The organism is Bacteroidota bacterium, from assembly GCA_020161395.1.
In the GTDB taxonomy this organism is placed as follows: domain Bacteria; phylum Bacteroidota; class Ignavibacteria; order Ignavibacteriales; family Ignavibacteriaceae; genus UTCHB3.
Map to the genome: position 1 here is coordinate 88,847 of JAIUOE010000006.1, position 23,931 is coordinate 112,777.

Genomic DNA, 23,931 nt, shown 5'->3' on the forward strand with positions numbered 1-23,931 from the left:
AATTATGTCCTTCAACTCATTTGATTTCCTTTTATTTTTTGTAGTGGTAATATCGCTGTTTTACCTTACACCAAAGAAACAGAGATGGCTGCCATTGCTGGTGGGGAACTATTTATTTTATTCTCTATTAAAGTTCGAGTATCTGGCGATAATCGTCACACAGACTTTAATCACCTATTATGGTGCATTAGCTGTTAAAAAGCAAGAGGACCGGCGAATAAAATTCCGTTTGTATTTGTTTGCGCTCATGTTTAATGTCGTAACCTTGGTATTCTTCAAATATACCGATTTTATCTTAAAGTCATTCTCAAATTTATTACAAGTCTTTAAGCCCTCAACAAATGAAATTTCTCTTGGCATTGTGCTACCCATTGGGATATCATTTTATACTTTTCAAATTATCGCATATTTAACAGATGTTTATTGGGAACAAATTGAACCGGAAACCCATTTAGGCAAATTTGCTGTTTTTATTTCTTTTTTCCCTCAATTGCTTGCAGGTCCTATAGAAAGAGCCTTTAGAATCCTTCCACAAATTAATGAACCTGCCTCATTTGAAAGTGATAATTTACTCAAGGGTGCCAAACTTTTTTTAATTGGTATGTTCTATAAAGTTGTTGTTGCAGATCGGCTATCAATTTATGTGAATACTATATATAATAATTCAGATTTGCACGGTGGTGGTTCGTTTATCGTTGCATCCTTTTTCTTTACTATTCAAATATATGGTGATTTTGCAGGTTATTCATTAATGGCGATGGGCACTGCAAAAGTATTAGGTTTTGATCTAATTAATAACTTTAATAACCCATACGTGTCGAGATCAATTTCAGAATTTTGGAATCGGTGGCATATCTCTCTCTCGACTTGGTTAAGAGATTATGTCTTTACACCTCTTACTTACAATAGATTATTAGGCGAGAGATTTGACAAGTACAGAGTTGAATTAAGCGTAATTATTACTTTTTTGGTAAGTGGACTTTGGCATGGTGCAAATTGGAATTTTATTTTTTGGGGACTTTTAAACGGGTTGTTTATCGCCTTTGGAATAAAATCACTAAAGTTTAGAAGAAAATTAAAAGAAAAATATGGGATAGTAAATAATCTTGTATTTTCAGCGATAATACCCTGGTTATTCACATTTATTTTGTTAAATATCATGTGGATATTTTTTCGATCTGATTCGATAGTGATGGGGTTTGAAATAATTGGAAAAATTGCTTCCACGCCCACTTCCTTTTTCCTCGGTAGTCGATCACAGGTCGTCTACTCATTAATTGCCGTATTTTTGATTGTTATTTATGAAATGCTAAAATGTCTGAAATTTGATGAGGAAAAATCAGTTTTAAGTGGATTTGTCTTTTATACTACACTTATATTCATCATAATCTTATTTGGTGTATTTGATGGTAGTCAATTCATTTATTTTCAATTTTGATTTTTAAAATGTATAAAAAAATATTTCTGATTTTAACTTTTGTTGTTATTCTGATTTCGATCGATAGACTACTAAGTTATGGATTGAATCTGATGCTTAAGGCTGTAGAATCCGGATTGTATTCTGACATTGATCTTGTGCTGAACAAACAAAAATCAGATATTCTAATCTTGGGCAGTTCGCGGGCCAATTCCCATTATGACTCAAGAGTTATTAAAAAAAGTAGCGGGTTATTTACATACAATGCCGGCCTTGGGGGACAGGGTTATACCTATACAGAGATAATCGTCAGATCAAGTTTAAAAACACATAAACCCGAGCTTGTAATTTTAGACTTATCTGTTAATCTTTTCACAGATGCAGGTGATTTTGACAAAACAAAAATTTTAATGCCTTTTGCCTATAACAATGCAATCGTTCGTGATGTACTTCAAAGAAATGACGATAAACTACAGTTCAAAACTCTAATGAGTACATATTATTTTAATTCTGCATTATACGATTTATTGGATGGAGTCTTTGTTCTGAAAAGTAGGGACACCACTCTTCACGGCTTTGCACCTTTAAAGAAAATAATGGATCAGCCTTCGTTCGGTCAAAAAAGAAATCCGGTCGAATTTACTGAGAATAGTGAAAGAGAAATATTGGGGTATAAAAATACTTTGATTGAATTAAAAAAATCCAAAGTTTCATTTCTAGTCGTTGTTTCACCAATTTATGAACCTCATTGGTATAAAAATGATAAAAATTATTTGTGGCTAATCAATTTGGCAAAAGACAATGGAGCCACTGTACTTGACTATAGCCTTGACCCGAGATTCAGAGGAAAAAAAGAATTATTTAAAGACAGAATCCATCTTTATGAAGACGGAGCAAAATTATTCACCGAAATTCTTGTTGACGATTTGAAGAAATTGGGAATCTTGAAATAGGTCGGTACCCCCCCCCAATATCCGTCACTTTCCGCCATCCAATACCTCTAACCTCAATAAAAACAATAACTTCGCAAAAAATCATACGACACAAAAGGTGTCGATAGATGTCGTTACGACATGAATTGGTACATTGCGTTTTGAAAATCGTCAATTATTTGTCATAAAAGTGGTAGAATATGTCGTTAAAGAGAATTTTTGTTGTATTTGTTGTGTTGGCGGGTGGTTTGTTTGCTCAGACAGTTTTCACTCGTGTGGATCATCCGGTGTATGGTTTGCTCTCCCGTCTTGATGCCCGGCAGATTATCCGGTTTAATTCTGAAGTGTTGCCCCTCTCGCGTATGGAGATTGCCCGTCTCCTCCTGCAGATAGAGTCCTACCGCGATAAGCTTAACCCCCTCGAGGTTCAGGAACTCCGGTTTTTCCAGCAGGAATTCGCGTTGGAAGTAGCGAAGTATCAGAGTAGCGAAGTAGCAGGTACCTCACCCCTAACCCCTCTCCTAAGAGGAGAGGGGAACACCCAAGAGGTCGCTTCCATTATCCTCCCCTCTACTTTTAGGAGAGGGGCCGGGGGTGAGGTCGGAAATAATACCTCATACCTCATACCTAATACCTTAGCGGAGCGATTTTGGCTCTTCAAATATACAGACGAACAGTTTGCATTGCGGGTATCACCTTTGGCGGGATATGGCGTTCGCTCGGTGGCAGGGAAGACAAATACAATTCGCTGGCCCGGAGTGAAGTTTTTTGGGTATGGTGGCGACTGGTTTGGTGCATCGTTTGAGTATGTGGATTTTGGTGAAACGGGCAGCAACACCGACAGGAATAAAAAATTCTCGCCGGTTACGGGTGCTTATGTCAATAATCAATCGGGTAGTTCATTTGAGTACAGCGATGTAAAGGGTTCCGTTTCCGCAAGCTGGAAGTGGGGCAGCATTTCGATTATTAAGGATTATCAGACATGGGGACATGGACAGTTTGGGCAGATTATTATGTCCACAAAGGCTCCGTCGTTCACGCAGATACGGTTTCATGCAAATCCCGTAAGCTGGTTCAGGTTCAACTATTTCCAGGGGTGGGTGAATTCCCTTATATATGATTCTTCCGCAGCATTTTGGAGTCATACAGAGAGCTTGAATCCAAGTCGCATCGTTCCGTATAAGGATAAATACATTGTTGCAAATCTGGCTACAGTCAGTGTGATGGATGAACTCGATATCTCCCTCGGCAACGCATTTGTTTACGGTCCCAATTTCCGTTTCGAAACGCTGATTCCTTTCCTCTATTACAAGGTAATGGATCATAACACGGGGAGAATTGCAGCCGATGACGGGAACGGGATGATCTTTTCCGATTTCAAGGTGCGCTTCCCAAAAGATTATCTCTTCTATGGCTCCACTTATATAGATGTGATCAATTTCCGCGACCTCCTCAACGGCAGATTCGATAATCAGTGGCTCGCTTTTACGATTGGTGCGAAACGGTTTAATCTTTTCATTCCAAATCTCGATGTGTCGCTCGAATATACCCGGGTGAATCCATGGAACTACGAGAACCGGAACGACCTTGCAAGCTACAAACATCTCGGTTATCAGTTGGGTCACTGGATTGGACAGAATGCCGACCAGCTCCGCTTTCAGGTGAATTACAGCCATATCAGGGGTCTGCGCCACTTCGCTTATTTCGAATGGGTAAGAAAGGGAATTGAAGCCGACATCGCCATTGCGTATAACACCAATAAGTACGGCACCATTTCGTTCCTGCAGGGTCCGCTAAGGAAAGATTTCCGCTTAGGTCTCGAAACTACCTGGGAGCCATACCACGATGCCAAGCTTAGAGGCTACTACGAGCTTTCGATTATCTCGGATGAAGACCCTGTCCGCACTCCCAAATACCTGAAGGGCACGCAGCATTCTTTCGGGCTTATTGCGAGCTATGGGTTTTAATTAGAACACGGATAAGACGGATTTAACGAATAAACACGGATTTTAATTACAACACGGATGAGACGGATTTAACGAATAAACACGGATTTTAATTAGAACACGGATGAGACGGATTTAACGAATAAACACGGATTTTAATTACAACACGGATAAGACGGATTTAACGAATAAACACGGATTTTAATTAGAACACGGATAAGACGGATTTAATGAATAAACACGGATTTATTTTATGTTGTATGGAGACTTAACAGAAGATATTATTGGCGCTTTTTATGATGTGAATAATTCGCTCGGACATGGTTTCTTGGAGAGAGTTTATGAAAATGCATTGGCGCTTGAGCTACGAAGTGTTGGAATGATTATTGAGCAACAGAAACCAATTAAAGTGTATTACAAAAAACAGATTGTGGGTGAATATTTTGCAGATATTATTGTAAATGATTTGGTGATTCTTGAGCTCAAGGTTGTTGATAAAATACTCCGTGAGCATGAAGCCCAATTACTTAACTATCTACGAGCAACCGATATTGAAGTGGGTTTACTTTTGAATTTTGGTACCAATGCAGAGTTCAGAAGGAAATATTATACTAACGACCGTAAGGGCAGAAAAATCGATTAATAGAATCCGTGGTCATCAGCTAAATCCGTCTCATCCGTGTCCTATTTAACATATTTTAGCAACCATTCCCGGCGGAGAGCATCTACTTCTTTCTTTTTGCCTTTGAGGAAGTGATCGGTTTCTTCGAGGAGGACGAGGCGGAAGAAAACCCCCAGTTCCAGGAATTTTTCTGATATTTTTATTGCCTGGGTTGGCGGGATGGTATCATCTTTTGTGCCGTGCAGGAGGAGGTATTTGCAGTCTTTGGGAAGTTCATCGGCGAAGTTTATTGCGGAGCGCTTTTCATATGCATCCATTCCTTCTGTTTCCGCGAGTTGTTGAAGTGTCACCTTGATTCTTGGGACATGTGTACAACATTCGGCTACATCTGTTATTCCACCCGAGATAATCGCAGCTTTTATATCGTGCCTTTTCCGGAGGGCGAGGTATGTCATCATTCCACCGCGACTCCATCCTTCCATCGCCCAGCGGGAAGTGTCGGCAAACGGGATATCTTTCGCAATTTCCATAAGATTGAGGATATCATCCACATCACTTCCGCCAAATTCATCGTTTAAATCATCATTAAATGATGCACGGTAGGAGGATGCGAAGACAACAAATCCCCATGATGCAAGTTGTCCAAACATTCCCTTCGCCGTAAATCTGTCGATGGCACCCCGTTCCTTTGAGCCACCGCGATTCCAGATGATACAAGGGAGGACCTCACCCCCGACCCCTCTCCTAAGAGGAGAGGGGAGGTTTATGTAAGAAGATTTATTAGAGAGTAAAGAGGCTATGGGAGATTCATCAGAAGCCGAAACAGAATTTTGGTCGGGTGGCAACGAAGTTAAGGAATCTTGGTCAGTCAATTTGTTCTTCTTCCCCTCTCCTTTTAGGAGAGGGGTCAGGGGTGAGGTCGTGACTTCGTGACTTCGTGGCTCTGTGACTTCTCCGGTCGCTACTTCGCTACTTCGATTCTCCGCTACTTCCTTCGGATACGCAATATATCCCTGCACTTCATACCCGTCAGACAGATACACGATGGCTTCTACTATTGTATCATCGATGGCGGCGGAACCCCAGCCGGAGCGGAGCATCTGCAACTGCTTTTCGGGAAGGTCTATTATCTCTCTTTGGATTATATTTGGACTCATAAAAATTTGGTTTAAGCGTTGAAAAAACAAAATATCAAGAACAAAAATGTAACAAATTCCGCGGGAAGTGCGGGCAACAAAAGCCTTCTTGTGAAGATTGGTGTTGGTGTGTTGATTGTTGCCGTGGCGGCATTGCTGGTTGTGCCGAACCTGATGAAGAGCAAACGCACCACTTCCGCAGATGAGATTGTGGAAGTACCATTTACAAAAGAGGGAAGTGTAACCCTGAGCGACTCAACGGGTAAAAAGAAAATTACGATAGATGCCGAGTTTGCCGATACCGAGTATGACCGTCAGCGCGGATTGATGTTCCGGAAATCGATGCTTGAAACGCAGGGGATGCTGTTTGTTTTCCCGGTTGAGGAAATGCAGTCATTCTGGATGAGGAATACCTATATCTCCCTCGATATGATTTTCATCGATGCCAACAAGAAGATTGTGACGATTCATAAAAACACCAAAACTCTGAGCGATCAGAGTTATGCGAGTACCAAGCCGGCGAAATATGTGCTTGAGGTTACGGGCGGGTTTTGTGACCGCCACGGGGTGGTTGAGGGGGACAAGGTTGATTATTAAACCGCTTAGACCTCACCCCCGACCCCTCTCCTAAAAGGCGAGGGGAGGATGAAAATTAAGAATATCATTTTATGAAAGTACCACCTAAAATTTTTAATGAAGCCACTTCATGTGCAAGAGAGCTTCGAAAAAATGCTACTGAGTCGGAAGAAATTCTTTGGAATATCCTCAGAGACAGGAAGATCATTGGCATCAAGTTTTACAGGCAAAGACCGGTATATTATTTAGTTAATGATAAAATATACTTTTTTATTGTAGATTTTTGTGCTGATGAGTTAAAACTAATCATCGAAGCTGATGGAGGATATCACGAGGAGATTGAAGAAAAAGATCATTTGCGTGATAATGTTTTAGAAGCAATGGGATATAGCATACTCCATTTTACAAATCATCAGATACTTGACGATCGCGAAACTATTATCTTGACAATAAAATTAACGATAAAAGGATTAAAAAGTAAAAATGTTTAAAAACGAAACAAATTCCTTGTCGAACCGCACATTTTTTTCATTCTTCTTCCCCTCTCCTTTTAGGAGAGGGGTCAGGGGTGAGGTCCGAGGTTCCTTTGCGCTCTTTGCGTTCTTTGTGGTTTCCCTTACTTCGGGTTGCCGTCCGCAGACGCCGACCACTGACATTCTGCATACGGTTGAGAGGAACGGGAGCACATTCCATATTTTGGGGAGTATGCATTTGGGGAAGGGATTTGTTTTGTCGGATAGTGTGAAAAAGATTATTGAATCGGTTGATCAGGTGATATTTGAGATTGACATGAAGGAGATGACGGATCAGACTGCTGCAATTAAGTTGATGCCGTTGATGATGCTGCCGGATGGTAAAACGCTTGAGGATATCTTCCCGGTTGAAAGGATTGCAACACTTCGAACAAAATATACAAAAGCGGGTGTAGCGTGGATGATTGTTGAGAAGCAGAAGCCGTTGTTTGGTGCGATTACTGCAATTGGATATGCGGCTATGAAACAGGGAATTCAGGCTGACAAGGGGACGGAAAACCTGGTGTATGAGTATTCTCAGAAGTTCTCGAAACCGACTTCGGGATTTGAGACGATGCGGTTTCAGATGGGGTTGTTCGACAGTGTCAGTTACGATATGCAATACGAGATTGCCATTTCCACTTTGGATCAACTGGATTCATTGAAGGGGGATCTTTCGGCACTTCTGGCGGCATTTCAGGGAGGTGATCCAAAAGAGCTCGAAAAGTACCTGAAAACGGGTTTTGGCGAGGGAGAGGACTTGTTTAACCGCGTTTTCCTGGTGAATCGGAACAGGGACTGGGCAATAAAGATAGAGGAACTTTCGAAGCAAAAGAAAAAATTTCTTGTTGTGGTGGGTGCCGGGCATCTTGTGGGGGATGGGAGTTTGCTGCAGTTTTTGAAAATGGAATAAACCACGAAGTACCTCACCCCCGGCCCCTCTCCTACAAGGAGAGGGGAGAATAGTGAATGTTTTTGCAGGTTCCCCATTCTTACAATGAGAGGGAAGGGTTGGTTAATCAATGTGCAATTTCCCCGGTGGCGAAAGCAGCAGTTTCCTAAACTGTTTGTAGGTGTTGGATAATCATTGCCTAAGTTCCCCTCTCCTTGTAGGAGAGGGGTTAGGGGTGAGGTATTGTTTGTGGTAAAAATTTAACAAAGGACTAAATGAAGAAGATACTGCTTGTTGTTGGTGCCAGACCGAATTTTATGAAGGTGGCGCCCGTATATAAAGAATTTAAGAAGCATCCTGAGAAAATTGATGTGCGGCTGTGTCATACGGGTCAGCATTATGATGTGAAAATGTCGGATGTCTTTTTTCAGCAGTTGGGGATACCCGAACCCGATTATTATCTGGGTGTTGGAAGTGGGTCCCATGCGGTTCAGACCGCGAATATCATGATAGAATTTGAAAAAGTTTGTTTGGAAATGGTGCCTGATGTGGTGCTGGTTGCAGGTGATGTGAACTCAACGATTGCATGCGGACTTGTTGCCGTAAAGCTTGGCATAAAACTTGGACATATTGAAGCAGGTCTGAGGAGTTTCGACCGCGCTATGCCCGAGGAGGTGAATCGCCTTCTTACAGATGCTATATCCGATTATCTCTTTGTAACCGAAAAAAGCGGTATGGAGAACCTCAGAAATGAGGGAGTTCCTGAAGAGAAAATATTTTTTACTGGAAATTGCATGATCGATACACTGGTAAGTTTTCTTCCCGAGGTTGAAAAAGCCGCCACCTCTGCAAAACTTGGTGTAGTGACGGGCGAATATCTCCTCCTGACTTTCCACCGTCCTGCGAATGTTGATACTAAAGAGTTTTTTATCAGCCTGAAAGAGTTTGTTGAGCGATACGGAGCGGATAACAGGATTGTCTTCCCGATTCATCCCCGAACAAGAACAAACATGGAGAAGTTTGGTATCACCATCGACAATCCAAATTTGATTTTAACCGAACCGCTCGGATATCTTGAGTTTCTTCATATGATGCGACATGCAAAGGCAGTGATTACCGACAGCGGTGGCGTACAGGAAGAGACAACTTATCTCGGTGTGCCTTGTATTACTGTCAGGGATAATACGGAACGGCCCATAACTGTGGAAGTTGGAACGAATATACTTGCAGGGACAGATTTCAAAAATGTCTTCTCGACTTTGGATGACTTGATGGCAGGGAAGATAAAGCGAGGGCAAATCCCGGATTTGTGGGATGGTCGCGCTGCCTCCAGAGTTGTTGAAGTTTTCTTGTAGAGTTTTGAAACCGCAAAAGCCGCAAAGATCGCAAAGGTGTGGTTATAGTTCCACAGATTTCACAGATTCAAACTTCAAACTTCTGACTTCAAACTTGGAAAATTCAGCCTTCAGCCTTCGGAGATTCAGCCTTGGTTTAAATCGGGAACCCCGGATTCGCCATTACTCTTTTTGCCTGGAGTATATGCCGCTTCTCGTGATAGGTGAGAACGAGCAGCACTTCGCCGAGAGAGAATTTCATCAGAGATGAGAATGGTGAAGTGATTTTATTGCCATGGAGGTCGAGGGTTTTGCTTTTTTCCACCAGTTCTGCGAGACCGTTGTGAGCGGTGAGGAAATCATCGAAGACTTTTCGTGTAAGTGTTCCTTGTGTGGGGTTGGAAGCTGAAGGATTTGGCACCTTTACGGGTGATTCGGGGTGCATTGTTTTAATAAAAATTCCACCGGTGAGGGAAGTCCGGAACATCAGATGCCCCGTCGAGGGTTTCGGGTCGGCAAAAACCCGGTCTAGTTCTTTACCATAGCTTCTGTAGGCAATAGCGATATGGTCGAGACATTCAGCAATGCTCCACTTCTTTTTCTCGGGCTTCCAGTTGATTTGAGTTTCGCTTAAGCCGATAAAATGTTCATTCACGATCTTAATCGAATCGTTCAATAATTCTTTGAGGTCATTGAATAAATCATCAATTTGAGTATTCATTTTGCCGTTCCCGGTGAGTGAGAAAAAAGCTAAATTGCTGTTTGATAACAAATAAATTAAAAAGTCAATGAAAAATATAAAAACTTTTGTTTTTTCCGCTATAATTCTGCTTCCTGTGATCACAATTTTACAGGATTTGAGTCCCAGGTTCAAGAAAAATTTTGATTTTAGACCATCCGAGTGGTTTCACAGCCAAAGATCTTATCCAAATGCTGATTTCCCTCTTGAAAGTTACCATAAGGCTCTGCAGGCAAAAGAGAGTATGGAAGTGTCGTCTGACGCCATTTCCTCTGCTGCGTGGGAAGCGGTGGGACCATCCAATATTGGAGGCAGAATCACCGCTTTGGTAATCGATCCGGCAGACACAAACACGATAGTTTTGGGTGCTGCAGCGGGCGGGATATTTAAGAGTACAAATGGAGGAGCGAGTTGGACTCCGAAGACCGACCAGTGGAAATCGCTTTCAATCGGTGCGATGGCGATGGATCCGAACAATCCAAACATCATATACTGCGGAACGGGCGAAGCGAATATCAGTACCGATTCATATGCAGGATTCGGGATGCTGAAATCGACTGACAAAGGGGATACCTGGTTTATGTCGGGTCTCGAAAACTCAAGGCATATTGGTGAAATCAAGGTGCACCCATCCAATTCGAATCTTGTTTTTGCGGCAGTCAGTGGCGGGCTTTATTCAAAATCGCCGGACAGAGGGGTTTACCGCTCGACCAATGCAGGCGCAAGCTGGGAGAAAGTGCTTTATGTCTCCGACTCCACTTCTGCAATAGATGTTGAGGTCGATCCCGACGATGTAAATATAGTTTACGCAGCCATGTGGGAGAGATTGAGAAGCCCTTCATATAGAAAAGCAGCGGGAGCAAGCACCGCACTTTACAGGTCAAGTGACGGTGGTGCCACATGGACAAAGAGTATTACCGGTTTGCCAGTCAATAACAACAGGCTGGGGCGGATAAGCATCGCTGTTGCACCATCCGACCCAAATTTTGTATATGCCCTTTATAAATCGTCGACCAATCCCAACGGAAACGACCACAATTTTTACGGATTCTACAAATCGACCAACCGCGGGGTATCTTTCAGCAGGATGCCCGACGGTATACTTCCGGGTGAATTTTCCGGTTTCGGCTGGTATTTTGGTCAGCTTGATGTCTCACCGGTTGATCCGAACAAAGTATATCTTGGTGAGGTTGATGTGCTCTATACTGCAAACGGTGGATCGTCGTGGGAGAACATTACAAACTCTTATTCATCTACAACCTGGGACGAACAGCATCCCGATCACCACACACTTTGGATCAATCCCTTCAATTCAAACAACATCATTGTGGGAAATGACGGCGGAGTATTCAAGACCTGGCAAGGAAGAGACAGATGGTATAAGCTTAAGGACCTGCCGATTTCGCAGTTTTATGCGATAGAAGTTGATTATCTGAATCCCGCCAGAGTTCTTGGTGGTACTCAGGATAATGGCACTATCATGACCCGAAGTGGTGGCATCGACAACTGGGAAGAGATTTACGGTGGTGACGGTTTCCACTGTAAAGTTGACCCCACGAACTCGATGGTGATTTATGCATGCTACCAGAATGGCGGTTTGGGCAGAAGTGACGATGGCGGGAATTTCTTCTCGGGAATTACGAGTGGACTCGATCTTAGCAGGAGCAACTGGTCTTCACCTTATATTCTCGATCCAGTGACACCGCAGACAGTTTATTTCGGAAGCTACAAACTGCACAAATCGACCAACAAGGGAGACACCTGGACTACGATCAGTCCTGACCTGACTAAAGGTGCAAATGGTGTCCTCGGAACGATCACAGCGGTTTCTGCAGCCCCTTATATCGGTTCGAGGGTACTCGTCACAGGTGCGAACGACGGAAAAGTTTCTGTTTCCACCAATGATGGAGGTACATGGACTGACAGAACAGGTACACTTCCCAACAGATATGTTACAGATGTTGTGGTTGATAAAGTGCAACCGAAAAGAATATTCGTTACACTCAGCGGTTACAACAGGGATTTGACCAACCCGCATGTTTTTATGTCAACAAATTTTGGAGAAACCTGGACGGATATCTCGGGAAATCTCCCCGATGTGCCGGTGAATTCACTGATAATAGATCAGCAGAGGGATTCCGTTTTGTTTATCGGTACCGATGTCGGTGTGTTTTTTACAAAGAATCTTGGTGCAAACTGGTATGTTGCGGGAACGGGTTTGCCCAATTCCCCTGTTTTTGATATTGTGTATCATGCACCGACTCAAATGTTATACGCGGGAACACACGGCAGGTCTATTTTCGCTCTGGATGTTTCGGTTCTTACCGGTATTGAAGAAAAAGGAACAAACCCTGTCAGTTTTGAGTTGAAAGGGAACTACCCCAATCCCTTTAATCCATCCACAAAGATTGAATTTTCTGTGGCATCACGGGGGAACTACACTCTTACCGTTTTTAACGCCAATGGTGAAGAAGTGGCAACCCTTTTGAACGGAGAATTTGGGCCGGGAAAATGTTCCGCTCAGTTTTCAGGGAATGGATACACTTCTGGAGTCTATTTCTACAGGCTTCAGGGAATGGGAAAGACGGCAACAGGAAAAATGGTGCTCATAAAATAGCGATTAACTATGATCTATGAACTATGAGCTGACCCCGAAATAATCCTTGCGGCGATATATGGGAAGAGGACGCAGATACACGCAGATTAAACGGATTAACGCAGAGAGGATTTTAAAATTTATCCGCGAAACTCTGTGAAATCTGCGTTCATCTGCGTCCCCTCAAAAGCCTCTGTGGTTCATAAAAAGAATTAAGAAAGAAGAAATTGATAGATATAAAAGTAAAAAAGACTGAACGGGCCATATTAGTCGGTGTCCGGGTCGGTCAGACACCCCGCGAGACGGTTCAGGAGCACATAGATGAACTTGAAGAGCTTCTCGCAACAGCCGGTGGTGATGCAATCATCAAGATAACACAGGAGCGGCAACGGCTCGATGTGGCTTACTATGTCGGCAAAGGAAAAGCATATGAAATACTTGACTTGATCGAGCCAAACGAGATTGATCTGATCATTTTCGATGATGATCTTTCGACTGTTCAGGTAAGAAATCTGAGTAATCTGTTCAATAAAAAAGTTGTGGACAGAAGCGGACTCATCCTGGATATTTTTGCCTCGAGAGCCCGTACAAAGGAAGCCAAAACGCAGGTGGAGCTTGCACAATTGAAGTATATGCTCCCCCGGCTGACAAGGGCATGGACTCACCTTTCGAAGCAGTATGGTGGAATTGGTACCAAAGGACCGGGTGAAACACAGATTGAGACTGACCGCCGTATTATCCGTGACCGTATTGCGATGCTGACCGACAAGTTGAAAGAAATTGAGTCGAATCGTGAAACCCAAACCAAAAACCGGAAGGAAATGGTGAAAGTCTCGCTTGTTGGTTATACAAATGCGGGAAAATCAACAATTTTTAATCTCCTGACAGAGTCGGATGTTTTTGCAGAGGATAAGCTGTTCGCCACGCTCGATTCAACCACGAGAGTGTTTCAGGTGGATAAAACCCATACCACACTTTTGAGTGATACGGTTGGTTTCATCAGAAAACTGCCTGCACATCTTGTTGCATCTTTTAAGAGTACGCTTAATGAAGTGCGGGATGCAGATATTTTGCTGCACATCATTGATATAACTCATCCGTTTTACGAAGATCATATAAGTGTGGTCAATCAGACGCTTAAAGACCTCCACTTCGAAGACAAGGTACTGATTCATGTATTCAACAAGGTGGATATTCTTGAAGAACGCGACCGAATTGAGTATGTGAACAGGAAATATGAAAACACCGTAATTGTTTCCGCAAAACGGGGATTCCAGATTGAGGAGTTAAAATCGATGGTGACAAATATCATCGAGGAAAAATTTGGCGATGAGGTGATCGAACTCGATTATGCACAGTCGGGGCTCGTTTCATCCATCCACAATCTTGCAAAAGTAAACGACCTGAAGTACGAAGATGACAGAATTGTCGTAAAGTACCGGGCGGACAAAGTTAATTCAGAGAAAATAAAGAGGTTGGTGGGGTAAAGAGGTAGTGAGACTTATTGACTTTATAAAAAAAAGCTGCCCCCATCTCCGGGAGCAGCTTTTTTACAATAAGGGGAGCAACAGTTATTTGAACCGGTCGAAGTAGTTGAAGTATCTTTTTCCGTCATAAACTTTCATGACGGGATAGATCATTTCGTTGTTTTCGTAATAGGGTGATTTCTTGTAGAAGAACTCAAGTCTGGCTTGAGGGTCGTTTCTGAATTCTTCATCTTCTTCGAGGTTGAAGTAGAAATCTTCTCTAAGACGGGGGTCTTCTTCCATCATTTTTGCAGCTATTGGCTCAAAAACGAAGTCTTCGATGTATTCCTTGGTCTCGAAGAGAGCATTGAAATAGCCCCAGCTTGCTATTGAATCGGGAGCGAGCGGTTCAAGGAGGTTCAGTATTACTCTAAGAGTTCTCTGGTTAACGGGGATGAAGAAAGTTCCGGGGGGAACGGTAACGGTCTCGATAAACGGAGTAACATCGAAAGAGGCTCTGAACTTGCCCTCATAGACACTGTCAGCAAACTTCACATTAGAGAATTTATACTTCTCGACTTCGAGTTCAAGACCTTTGTCGAGGTGCTTGAAGATAATTCCATGGAGCTTCAGAATTCTCGGCAGCCATTTATGTTCTGCTGGAATCAGATATGCATCGGGAACCTTAACGGTTTTTGCAATCTCCATTTTGTTGAAGTGTTGAATTTCAATTTCAACTTTTTCATCAGTATATGTGATTATCTCGCTGCCGGTGATTTCGCTTTCACGAACTTCGGTTTTAAAACCTTTAAATGTAAATGGTTCCGATTCCTCGTTTCCTGCGAGCAGAATGGGATATCTTTTCTTTTCAATGAAGAATTTCTGAATGGTTCTTCTGTCTGCGAAGCGGCTCAGATCTTTTAATTCTTTATGGTTGTTGTTGATGAACTCGAGGGACTCGAGGATCATCGTTTTGGTCGCGAAAACTCTCTCTTTGTATGGTTTGAGGGAGTGAGATTCGACAAGAAGTGCAAGTCTGTTTTGAAGAGCAGCATATCCTGTAGAGTATCTTGGTTCGTATGACCAGGTTTTGATGCCGTCTTCTATATTGTCAGTTACGGTTTCGATGTATGGTGCAGTGAGGTAACCTTCTCTTTCAACAGCATCGATAACATTGGGAAGGAAAACTTCATTACCCCAGATCGAGAGTCGTCTTTCGAGGTTTTGATGCTTTTCCAGCCCATAGGTCAGGTGATACTGATAGTCCATGCCGTTGGTAACATGTGTATCTATGAGGAGATCGGGAGCCCATGCAGCGTATAATCTGAGGAATGATTTTATTTCAGCACTGTCGGCTTTCATAAAGTCACGGTTCAGATTGAGGTTCAGGGCATTGGTTCTCCAGCCTTGAGTGATCGGTCCGTTCTGGTTGGGCCTGTTAAACGGGCTCATCCGTTCGTGACCATCGACATTAAGCACGGGGACAACGAGGAAAGTGATGTTTTCGAGAAGGTACTCTTTCTCCTGAGTGATGAGGACATCCCTTAGGAGCATCATTGAGGCATCCTTGCCATCAATTTCACCCGGGTGGAGACCGTTGTTGATGAGCACAATCGATTTCGGGCTCTTGCGGGTCCTCTTTGGAGTAAACTCCTTTGTTTCAGAAACAACCAGACAGATGATGTTTCTGTTCTGGTGAGAAACGCCAAAATTCAGAATTTTAGCGTAGGGGGATTTATCCGCCAACATGCGGAAATATTCAACCGTCTCGGCGTAGGACGGGGTGGCCGTATAGTCGCTTTTTTCAAAGCGTGTCAGCCATTGTTCGCCAATGTTTTCATTATTATGGTAAGGCATTCCACTTTTCTTTATTTTTAAAGAACGATGTAAAAATATTATGGATTAAGTTTTCTAAATTAGAAATATAAATTTTTTTAAACAAGAGAAAAAAGAACTATTTAAGTTTTAATTTCATCGATAAAATCCCCGAAACTGATGCACGACAAAAAAATTGCGATTTTAGGAGCCGGAATTTCCGGATTAACAACAGCCTGGTACCTGAAAAAAAAGGGATATGATGTAACAATTTACGAAAAAACCGACAGACCCGGCGGTCAAATCGAGACGGAGCTAAAAGGTGATTATCTTCTTGACAAGGGAACCATCGCCGGTATCGAGACCAACAGCCTGATACCTGAACTTGTGAAGGAACTGAAGCTGGAGGATTCCTTTTTTTATGCAGGGGAAAAAGGGAACCTGAAGCAGGCATATATCGGCAGTGAGTTGTATGACCTCTCGATGAATCCAAACAATTTGCTGAAATTCCCCCTTTTCAGTTTCAAAACTAAATTGAAGTTTTTTCTGGAGCCGTTTATTCCCCGGTCAAAAAGGGGGGCGGGACTGGCAGTTGCCCCCTTCATCAGGAGGCGGCTGGGAGAGGAATTCCTGAAATATGTTATTGAGCCTTTTTCTTCGGAAGTGTATGCCGGTGATCCGGAGAGATTGAGTATTGAAGCCGCATATCCTAAACTTTTCGATCTGGAACAGAAATATGGCAGCATAATCAAGGGATTCAGGAAGGCACCATTTCAAAAAGATGAGAAAGATGAATTCGCAGGAAGCGGCAAGCTTTTCGGATTCGAAAAAGGGATGGGACAGCTTACTGATGCCCTGGCTAAGTCTCTTGGGATCAGAATCAATTACCTGCATGACATATTAAAAATTGAGAAGTCTGAAGATTCCTTTAATCTGGTAATCAACAAAAAAGGGGATATAAAGAACCAGAAGTTTGATGTTGTGGTGACGGCACTTCCGGCTTTTGTGGTCTCGGATTCAGTAAAAGAGATGTCGGAAAAACTCGCCGGTATTCTCGACAGGGTTGAATATGTCCCCCTGACTCAGGTTTATATGGCATTTCTGAAACAGGACCTCGAGATGACCACAAAAGGTTACACAGTTCTGATTCCGGCTACTGAAAAGAAAGATGTTTTGAATATTGCGCTTGTTTCCGATCTTCTGCCCGGCAGGTGTCCCGAAGAGAGAAGGCTTTTTTCGGTGATGATGGGCGGAAGCCGCGGGAAGGATATCTTAAATCTTGACCCTGTGGAAGTGAAGAAAAAGGCGATCACAATGGTGTCGGAGATTTTTAAGGCGAAGGACAAACCCGTTTTTATCTCGGTAAAAAGCTGGAAAAAGGCGGTTCCACAATATAATACGGATCATTTGAGTCTGATGAAAAGTATTACAGAATTCGAAAATGAGCACAGGGGTTTGTTTATTTCGGGCAATTTTACAGGTGGTGTATCCATTGGCGATTCAATCCTCCATTCTTACAGAACAGCAGAGCGGGTCTCCCGCATTTTGCAATAACCCTAAAATTCAACGGATTAAAATATGCGAATAGCTTTTGTCTCACCTGAAGTTTTTCCTTACGCAAAAGTTGGCGGACTTGGTGATGTATCGGGTGCACTTCCGAAGGCACTTCAAAAACTTGGTCACTCGGTTAAAGTTTTCCTTCCCCGCTACTCCGCGATAAATTTCGACGGGATTGACCTCGAATATACCGAACAGGTTGGCGAAATGCCGATAAGAGTTGCCGGCAAAGTATATAATACGAGGCTTTTCAAAACGATTATGGAGGGCTCCCGTGTGGAAGTATATTTTGTTGACTGCCCATGGTACTACGACAGAAAGAACCACGAGGGGAAGCCGGTAATCTATACTGATCATCCTGATGAAGACGAGAGATTCATCCATTTTACAAAATCTGTAATCGAAGCTCTTCAAAGGATGCAGTGGGCGCCTGATGTAATAAATGTAAACGACTGGCCCACAGCACTTTTGCCCCTTCTCATGAAAGATAATTACAGTTGGGATCGTTTTTATGATCGTGTCGCCACCGTTATTTCAATCCATAATATTGGATATCAGGGGCGGTTCCCAAAAGAGACGATGCACAAAGCGGAAATTAGAAAAGACCTTTTCTTCGACAACAGTCCGATAGAAGTATGGGGCTCCATCTGTTTTCTGAAAGCCGGACTGATGTATGCTGATTCGATAAATACCGTAAGCCCCACATACGCAATGGAAATCACCACTTCAGAATACGGCGAGGGTCTGGAGGGAGTGCTTCACTACAGAATCAATGATTTCTGGGGAATCCTCAATGGTGTAGACTACAGTGTGTGGAACCCGGAAAAAGACGATCTGATCCCATATGAATTTACAAAAGACGATCTTTCGGGGAAATATGAGAACAAAAAATATCTCCTCTCGAAACTCGGACAGGAATATCACCCCAATGTCCCGCTGATTGGAATTATCTCCCGTCTCGTCAGTCAGAAAGGATTTGATCTTATTGCGGACTCTATAAATGAGCTTATGTCATTCAACGCCCAGTGGGTGGTACTCGGAAATGGAGAATACCGCTTTGAAGAGCTTTTCAGGTTTTTGGCACAGACATATCCGCACAAATTCTCATTCCTGAATGCAAAAGACGAGAGGGCGGCACATCTCATCGAAGCTGCAAGCGATATATTTCTGATGCCCTCAAAGTATGAGCCTTGCGGATTGAACCAGATTTACAGTCTGAAATATGGAACGGTTCCCATCGTGAGAAGAACGGGAGGACTTGCAGACACCGTTTTCGACTGGGACGAAAGCAGGCATCACGGTTCATTTGCGGGGAACGGATTCAGCTTCTACGACTACACCGGTCAGGCTCTCGTCTCCAGTGTGGAAAGAGCCCTGAAGTGCTACCACCAAAAATCGATCTGGAATCAGATAGTCCACAATGGTATGATCAGCAATTATTCGTGGAAACAGTCAGCCCGCCAGTATGAAAAGATGTATGAGCACGCGATTCAGAAAAGAAGGGGCTAGGTTTTAGTTGTGAGTTATGAGTTATTAGTTATGATTTTTTAAAATCCACAGTTGTAGTACTGGCTCACCCATATGTCGCCGCAAGGGCTCTTTAATCTTGGGTGCCACATTTCTACCCATATGTCGCCCTTACGGGTTTTTCAAACTTCTGACTTCAAACCATCAAACTTCAAACATAAAAAAAGGCTGCCCGATTTGAGCAGCCTTTTCAATTTTATCAGGATAAGTTATAACTCATAACTCATACCTAATACCTACTTGGTTCTTACGAACTCAATTCTTCTGTTTTTCTGTCTGTTGGCATCAGAATCGTTTGGAACGAGTGGTTTGTCGGGACCGAAGCCTTTTGCAGTCATTCTCTTGGCGTCAACGCCTTTGGAGATAAGCCAGTTCATAACTGACTCTGCTCTGTCCTGAGAAAGTTTCTGGTTGAAAGGTTTCGAACCAACATTATCAGTATGTCCCTGGATTTCAACAGAAATGTCCTGGTAAGCAGTCAAAGTTTTGAGAGCTTTGTTGAGGGTTGTTTCTGATGCAGGTGAAATCTTGGCACTTCCGGTTTCAAAAACGATTCCTTCAAGAACCATAGGAACATTCATTTTGATGATATCATCGCTGGCATCGAGAGGATCTGTTCCTCTGTCAACTTCAACTTTATCATTAACTGTTCCACCATCGGTGTCAGCTTTTAATGGATTGGTTTTGTATGTCATCAACTCGTCGAAGTCGTTGAGTCCGTCACCATCGGTATCCATCTTAAGAGGATCGGTTTTGAACTGGCTGATTTCCTTGCCGTCTTCAAGTTTGTCACCGTCTGTGTCAGCTTTAAGTGGATTGGTTTTGTACTGATTGAGTTCTTCAGCGTCATTGAGACCATCACCGTCGGTATCAGCTTTAAGCGGATTGGTTTTGTGTGTCATAACCTCATCATAATCTGAGAGGGTATCGCCATCGGTATCAACTTTAAGCGGATTGGTGTTGTATTTGGTAACTTCGTCGAAGTCATTCAGTTTGTCACCATCTGTATCAGCTTTTAATGGATCGGTTTTGTGTTTAAGAACTTCTTCACCATCTTTTAATCCGTCACCATCGGTGTCAGCTTTCAGAGGGTTGGTGTTGTATTTAAGAACTTCTTCACCATCTTTTAATCCGTCACCATCAGTATCAGCTACGAGCGGATTGGTTTTATGTTTAAGAACTTCATCGCCGTCATTAAGTCCGTCACCATCGGTGTCAGCTTTCATCGGGTCGGTTTTGTAGATGTAGATTTCATCTTTGTCGAGGAGTCCGTCGCCGTCGGAATCTTTATTGATGTTAGTTCCGCCGAAGATCAGGTGGAGACCGCCATTGAAGTAAACATCTTTCGGGCTGCCATCGATATAGTGGTTCAAATCATCGGAGAGTGTGTAGTTGAAACCGGCAGTTGCACCGATCTGAATATTTTCACTCACAGCATAATCAACACCGAGACCGGCAGGGAAAACACCTGTCCAACCAGTTTTTTCAACACCTTTTTGCGGGAACTGGATGCTGAACGATCTTGGAACTTTGATGTTGTTGAAATGAAGAGCACCTGCACCTACATAGGCATAAGGTGAAAGTCTTTCAAATCCGAAGGGGAACCAAAGAAGTCTCAGGTCTATCGGAATGACATCGGTTTCATAGTCGGCGGAAACGAAATCCTTACCGGCATACTTAAGATATCCGGCACCGAATTCCACACGCCATGTGTCGTTAAAACCGTATCTGAAGAAGCCTCTGAAGCCTCCGTTGATCGATTTTTCTGTGAATTCATTCTGTGGCAAGATGGCATTGCCTTCAATACCAAAATGTACTTTTGTACTTAAGCTCTGAGCCTGAGCTGCTGAGCCGGCAAAAACAATTGCCAACAAGACCAACATGAGAGTTGCTTTCCTCATGGTCTACCTCTGTTTAGTTGTTAAATAAATGTATTTTTTAAAATCGTATCGAAATGAAGCGTAAATCTATTAAAAAAAGGGCAATAAACAATCTCTAATTAAAAACATTTCCAATTATTAAAAAAGTTCAATTAAATTTTAAGCTTAAAATTGTCCGGATTTATTGTCTATCATTCACATTAATTATAAATTAAAGCAATGAGATTTTTTAATTTTTCCAAAATGGACGGTGCCGGCAACGATTTTATAGTTGTCGATGCTCTTGAAGGTAACCTGCCTGCTCTTTCTTCCGAGGATATTATATCACTTTGCGACCGAAAAAAAGGGGTGGGAGCAGACGGTATATTGATCCTTAACAGAGGAGAAGAAACCCCGGTTTCAGTCGATTTTTACAATTCCGACGGGAAAAGAGGATCACTCTGTGGAAATGGTGCCCGGTGTGTAATCCGTTACTGTAGCGGGAAGGACCTTTTTTCTGGAGGAGAGCTCCGTTTCAAGTTTGGTGAAAAGGTCTATTCGGGCAGAATCGATGAAAGCGGACAGCCTGTGTTTTTTATGGCACGACCTGCAAAATTAAAAACCGGTTTCAGGATAAAAGCCCGTGGCAGTCTGATAACCTCTCATTATTGTGATACCGGCTCACCTCATGTGATAATAAATATTGAAGATGTACCACTCGACCCAAAAAATCCATTTACAGGGTTTTCGGAACTCGACAGTTTTCCTGTTTTAGACCTTGGAAGAGAAATCAGGCATCACAACGATTTTGCACCGGGTGGTGTAAATGTAAATTTTGTCAGGTACATCGATAAAAATTCGCTTGAGATCAGGACATTCGAACGGGGCGTGGAAGATGAGACAGACGCATGCGGCACCGGTTCCACAGCGGCAGCAATTGTCTTTTATGCTCTCGGAAAGTGTGAACCGCCCGTGAATCTGAAGACTAAAAGCGGCGACACACTCACAATAAATTTTGAAATAATTGATAACAAATTAGAAAACCTGAGTTTGACGGGTCCCGCGGAAATCAATTTTCACGGTACAGTTGAACTTAAATAAACAAGGAGAAAAGATGGCAAAAATAGTTTTTTATGTTTCCTATGATATCGATCCAAAGAAGAGGGAAGAGTATCTCGATTCAATAAAAGAGTATAAATCACTGATTTCAGGAGCAGGACTGTCGAAGTACACATTGCTCGAGGAAAAGGGAAAAGCGAATAAATTCCGTGAAATATTCGAATTTGCATCAGAGGAGGCATTCGATGAATTTGATGATGCCGGTGATGAAAGAATCAGCATTTTGAACAGGAAACTGGAATCGCTGAAGATAGCAAAATCGACAAAATCAAGAACTTTAACGGAAGTCGAAATTTAACAGTTAATAAATTGTCTGAATAATGAGCAAACTCACACATTCTGTTTACATAGCCCTGTTTTTCATAATCGGGATCACTTCGACCACACTTTTGTATTTTAACGGCAAGGATTACTACTCCTCTCCTCAGGAGTTGCGACCGCAGACGGATGCAAAGCTGTTGTGGAGGCCGTCGGCAATTGACGAAATTCCGAAGTACAAAAAGAAGGTCGGCTATCACAGTGATGCTCACATCGTTCTGGAGCCGAAGGGATATCTGGGTCACGCCCTTGGAATAGCGGGCACATTGATGATGATATTCGGAGTTTCGATTTATATGATTCGGAAAAGAGTCAGGGCATTCTTCCGTTGGGGTCTGCTGAAACACTGGCTCGAGTTTCACATTTTTCTATGCGTAGTGGGTCCGGTCTTCGTGCTGTATCATACCGCATTTAAATTCGGGGGAATAGTCTCAATCTCATTTTGGTCGATGACTGCAGTGGTACTCTCCGGAGTTGCCGGAAGGTTCATTTATACAAAGATACCCCGTTCAATAAAAGGCAACGAACTCGATTCGATGGAAATTGCCAGGCTGCAAAAAGAGTACAGTCTCAAGCTCAAAGAAGAACATAATCTGAATGAAGACCTTATTGATGAGATAGAGAAATATGGTTTTGAGGGTAAAAAAGAGGAACCGGGTACCTGGTCAAGCATAATTACCGTAATGAAAGATTATTTCATTATAAAAAAATCACTAACTTTGTTGAAACAAAGATTGAAAAATTCGGGTGTTACAGATCCCGGATTGGTGAAACAAATTCTGGCAACGGCAAAAGAAAAGATAGCGCTCGACAGGAAGACCAGAGTTCTCAGATCGATGCACAGGCTTTTTAGATACTGGCATATTTTTCATTTGCCCTTTGCGATAGCAATGTTTGTAATCATGTTGATCCATGTCGGTGTCACCATATATTATGGTGCCACCTGGATATTTTAGGAGAATGGTATGAAATTTAACAAGATGTATGTTTACATTTTACTTTTGGTTTTTGCAGTTGCAGGAGTCGTTATTTTTTCCTCACTGTCGGGTAAAAAAACAAAAGAGGCACCCGCCCTTTCGGAAGGAACCCCTGTTCCCGGAGATGATCTCCACAAGGGGATGGGTGATGGCAGTGCAGGTAACCCGGGTGCAGGAAATGTAAAAGACGAGATTAAGCAGAAAATGGCTGATCTCGAAAAAGCTGCCAATGAGAACCCGAATGACACAACAAAACTTCTCGAGTATGCAGAGTTCATGGGAATGGCACACAAGCCTGACAAAGCCATTGACGGTTACACCCGGTACCTGAAAATAAATCCGAAAAATGTTGAAGTGCTGGTTGCCCTAAGCAGTCTCTACTTCCAAAAGAAGGATTTTACAAACTCCCTTGCGACAATCAACAAGGCGGTTGCTCTCGATCCTAAGAACACAGAAGCGATTTTTTACCTGGGATTTGTTGAAAACGGGACAGGTAACAAAGCCAAAGCCAAACAGATCTGGGAAAAACTGATAAAAGATTTCCCCGGAAGTTCGGGCGCGGCTCTGGCAACCGAAGAACTTAAAAAGTAA

20 protein-coding genes are annotated in these 23,931 nt (G+C 42.8%); 16 read left to right on the forward strand and 4 right to left on the reverse strand.

Annotation, left to right across the window (positions count from 1 at the left end; all coding sequences use genetic code 11):
• Nucleotides 1-4 precede the first annotated feature (4 nt).
• The 4 genes from LCH52_11250 to LCH52_11265 all read left to right on the forward strand — a co-directional run bounded on the left by LCH52_11250 (nt 5) and on the right by LCH52_11265 (nt 4,938).
• Nucleotides 5-1,438 (forward strand): MBOAT family protein, encoded by a 1,434-nt coding sequence (locus LCH52_11250; protein MCA0389056.1) that lies wholly within the window; start codon nt 5-7, stop codon nt 1,436-1,438.
• A 92-nt stretch (nt 1,439-1,530) separates the two neighbouring features.
• The gene (locus LCH52_11255) at nt 1,531-2,370 is read left to right on the forward strand and encodes a DUF1574 domain-containing protein (protein MCA0389057.1); all 840 of its coding nucleotides are present in this window, start codon (nt 1,531-1,533) and stop codon (nt 2,368-2,370) included.
• 179 nt (nt 2,371-2,549) lie between these two features.
• Nucleotides 2,550-4,316 carry a capsule assembly Wzi family protein gene (locus tag LCH52_11260; protein ID MCA0389058.1) on the forward strand — a complete coding sequence of 589 codons (1,767 nt, stop codon included), beginning with the start codon at nt 2,550-2,552 and terminating at the stop codon, nt 4,314-4,316.
• A 232-nt stretch (nt 4,317-4,548) separates the two neighbouring features.
• Nucleotides 4,549-4,938, forward strand: coding sequence for a GxxExxY protein (locus tag LCH52_11265; protein ID MCA0389059.1), 390 nt, complete (start codon nt 4,549-4,551; stop codon nt 4,936-4,938).
• Between the two features lie 41 nt (nt 4,939-4,979).
• On the opposite strand, the gene LCH52_11270 is transcribed toward LCH52_11265, so the two are convergent.
• Nucleotides 4,980-6,074 (reverse strand): prolyl oligopeptidase family serine peptidase, encoded by a 1,095-nt coding sequence (locus LCH52_11270; protein MCA0389060.1) that lies wholly within the window; start codon nt 6,072-6,074, stop codon nt 4,980-4,982.
• Nucleotides 6,075-6,092: 18 nt separating this feature from the next.
• On the opposite strand from LCH52_11270, the gene LCH52_11275 reads away from it, so the two are divergent.
• The 4 genes from LCH52_11275 (at nt 6,093) to wecB (ending at nt 9,388) form a co-directional block, all read left to right on the forward strand.
• Nucleotides 6,093-6,650 carry a DUF192 domain-containing protein gene (locus LCH52_11275; GenBank protein MCA0389061.1) on the forward strand — a complete coding sequence of 186 codons (558 nt, stop codon included), beginning with the start codon at nt 6,093-6,095 and terminating at the stop codon, nt 6,648-6,650.
• A gap of 71 nt (nt 6,651-6,721) precedes the next feature.
• Nucleotides 6,722-7,120, forward strand: a complete 399-nt coding sequence (locus LCH52_11280) for a DUF559 domain-containing protein (protein ID MCA0389062.1) — start codon at nt 6,722-6,724, stop codon at nt 7,118-7,120.
• The gene (locus LCH52_11285; GenBank protein ID MCA0389063.1) at nt 7,113-8,054 is read left to right on the forward strand and encodes a TraB/GumN family protein; all 942 of its coding nucleotides are present in this window, start codon (nt 7,113-7,115) and stop codon (nt 8,052-8,054) included. Before LCH52_11280 ends, LCH52_11285 begins: the two co-directional genes overlap by 8 nt.
• Before the next feature lie 254 nt (nt 8,055-8,308).
• The gene (gene wecB, locus LCH52_11290) at nt 8,309-9,388 is read left to right on the forward strand and encodes a UDP-N-acetylglucosamine 2-epimerase (non-hydrolyzing) (protein MCA0389064.1); all 1,080 of its coding nucleotides are present in this window, start codon (nt 8,309-8,311) and stop codon (nt 9,386-9,388) included.
• A gap of 136 nt (nt 9,389-9,524) precedes the next feature.
• On the opposite strand, the gene LCH52_11295 is transcribed toward wecB, so the two are convergent.
• Nucleotides 9,525-10,088, reverse strand: a complete 564-nt coding sequence (locus LCH52_11295; GenBank protein MCA0389065.1) for a DinB family protein — start codon at nt 10,086-10,088, stop codon at nt 9,525-9,527.
• 67 nt (nt 10,089-10,155) lie between these two features.
• Between LCH52_11295 and LCH52_11300 the strand changes: the two genes are divergently transcribed.
• Complete coding sequence (locus LCH52_11300; GenBank protein ID MCA0389066.1) at nt 10,156-12,723, forward strand: T9SS type A sorting domain-containing protein; 2,568 nt, start codon at nt 10,156-10,158, stop codon at nt 12,721-12,723.
• A gap of 206 nt (nt 12,724-12,929) precedes the next feature.
• Entirely contained in the window at nt 12,930-14,189 is a 1,260-nt protein-coding gene (hflX, locus tag LCH52_11305; GenBank protein ID MCA0389067.1) for a GTPase HflX, read from the forward strand.
• Nucleotides 14,190-14,273: 84 nt separating this feature from the next.
• Here hflX and LCH52_11310 read toward each other — a convergent pair whose 3' ends face one another.
• Entirely contained in the window at nt 14,274-16,025 is a 1,752-nt protein-coding gene (locus tag LCH52_11310) for a M14 family metallopeptidase (protein MCA0389068.1), read from the reverse strand.
• Between the two features lie 138 nt (nt 16,026-16,163).
• Between LCH52_11310 and hemG the strand changes: the two genes are divergently transcribed.
• Both hemG and LCH52_11320 read left to right on the forward strand, forming a co-directional pair.
• Nucleotides 16,164-17,537 carry a protoporphyrinogen oxidase gene (hemG, locus tag LCH52_11315; protein MCA0389069.1) on the forward strand — a complete coding sequence of 458 codons (1,374 nt, stop codon included), beginning with the start codon at nt 16,164-16,166 and terminating at the stop codon, nt 17,535-17,537.
• Nucleotides 17,538-17,561: 24 nt separating this feature from the next.
• On the forward strand, nt 17,562-19,049 hold the full coding sequence (locus LCH52_11320) for a glycogen synthase (protein ID MCA0389070.1): 1,488 nt from the start codon (nt 17,562-17,564) through the stop codon (nt 19,047-19,049).
• Between the two features lie 254 nt (nt 19,050-19,303).
• Here LCH52_11320 and LCH52_11325 read toward each other — a convergent pair whose 3' ends face one another.
• Complete coding sequence (locus LCH52_11325; protein ID MCA0389071.1) at nt 19,304-20,968, reverse strand: OmpA family protein; 1,665 nt, start codon at nt 20,966-20,968, stop codon at nt 19,304-19,306.
• Nucleotides 20,969-21,166: 198 nt separating this feature from the next.
• Between LCH52_11325 and dapF the strand changes: the two genes are divergently transcribed.
• From dapF to LCH52_11345, 4 genes are read left to right on the forward strand one after another with little or no spacing between them, the layout of a single operon-like run.
• Complete coding sequence (dapF, locus tag LCH52_11330) at nt 21,167-22,027, forward strand: diaminopimelate epimerase (protein MCA0389072.1); 861 nt, start codon at nt 21,167-21,169, stop codon at nt 22,025-22,027.
• A 13-nt stretch (nt 22,028-22,040) separates the two neighbouring features.
• Entirely contained in the window at nt 22,041-22,343 is a 303-nt protein-coding gene (locus LCH52_11335) for a hypothetical protein (protein ID MCA0389073.1), read from the forward strand.
• 22 nt (nt 22,344-22,365) lie between these two features.
• Entirely contained in the window at nt 22,366-23,319 is a 954-nt protein-coding gene (locus LCH52_11340; GenBank protein ID MCA0389074.1) for a hypothetical protein, read from the forward strand.
• Between the two features lie 9 nt (nt 23,320-23,328).
• Nucleotides 23,329-23,931 (forward strand): tetratricopeptide repeat protein, encoded by a 603-nt coding sequence (locus LCH52_11345; protein MCA0389075.1) that lies wholly within the window; start codon nt 23,329-23,331, stop codon nt 23,929-23,931.

Excerpts from the sequence above, each read along its gene's own strand:
- LCH52_11250 (MCA0389056.1), top strand. The coding sequence starts at position 5 with ATGTCCTTCAACTCATTTGATTTCCTTTTATTTTTTGTAGTGGTAATA.
- LCH52_11255 (MCA0389057.1), top strand. The coding sequence starts at position 1,531 with ATGCTTAAGGCTGTAGAATCCGGATTGTATTCTGACATTGATCTTGTG.
- LCH52_11260 (MCA0389058.1), top strand. The coding sequence starts at position 2,550 with ATGTCGTTAAAGAGAATTTTTGTTGTATTTGTTGTGTTGGCGGGTGGT.
- LCH52_11265 (MCA0389059.1), top strand. The coding sequence starts at position 4,549 with ATGTTGTATGGAGACTTAACAGAAGATATTATTGGCGCTTTTTATGAT.
- LCH52_11270 (MCA0389060.1), bottom strand. The coding sequence starts at position 6,074 with ATGAGTCCAAATATAATCCAAAGAGAGATAATAGACCTTCCCGAAAAG.
- LCH52_11280 (MCA0389062.1), top strand. The coding sequence starts at position 6,722 with ATGAAAGTACCACCTAAAATTTTTAATGAAGCCACTTCATGTGCAAGA.
- LCH52_11285 (MCA0389063.1), top strand. The coding sequence starts at position 7,113 with ATGTTTAAAAACGAAACAAATTCCTTGTCGAACCGCACATTTTTTTCA.
- wecB (MCA0389064.1), top strand. The coding sequence starts at position 8,309 with ATGAAGAAGATACTGCTTGTTGTTGGTGCCAGACCGAATTTTATGAAG.
- LCH52_11295 (MCA0389065.1), bottom strand. The coding sequence starts at position 10,088 with ATGAATACTCAAATTGATGATTTATTCAATGACCTCAAAGAATTATTG.
- LCH52_11300 (MCA0389066.1), top strand. The coding sequence starts at position 10,156 with ATGAAAAATATAAAAACTTTTGTTTTTTCCGCTATAATTCTGCTTCCT.
- LCH52_11310 (MCA0389068.1), bottom strand. The coding sequence starts at position 16,025 with ATGCCTTACCATAATAATGAAAACATTGGCGAACAATGGCTGACACGC.
- hemG (MCA0389069.1), top strand. The coding sequence starts at position 16,164 with ATGCACGACAAAAAAATTGCGATTTTAGGAGCCGGAATTTCCGGATTA.
- LCH52_11320 (MCA0389070.1), top strand. The coding sequence starts at position 17,562 with ATGCGAATAGCTTTTGTCTCACCTGAAGTTTTTCCTTACGCAAAAGTT.
- LCH52_11325 (MCA0389071.1), bottom strand. The coding sequence starts at position 20,968 with ATGAGGAAAGCAACTCTCATGTTGGTCTTGTTGGCAATTGTTTTTGCC.
- dapF (MCA0389072.1), top strand. The coding sequence starts at position 21,167 with ATGAGATTTTTTAATTTTTCCAAAATGGACGGTGCCGGCAACGATTTT.
- LCH52_11335 (MCA0389073.1), top strand. The coding sequence starts at position 22,041 with ATGGCAAAAATAGTTTTTTATGTTTCCTATGATATCGATCCAAAGAAG.
- LCH52_11340 (MCA0389074.1), top strand. The coding sequence starts at position 22,366 with ATGAGCAAACTCACACATTCTGTTTACATAGCCCTGTTTTTCATAATC.
- LCH52_11345 (MCA0389075.1), top strand. The coding sequence starts at position 23,329 with ATGAAATTTAACAAGATGTATGTTTACATTTTACTTTTGGTTTTTGCA.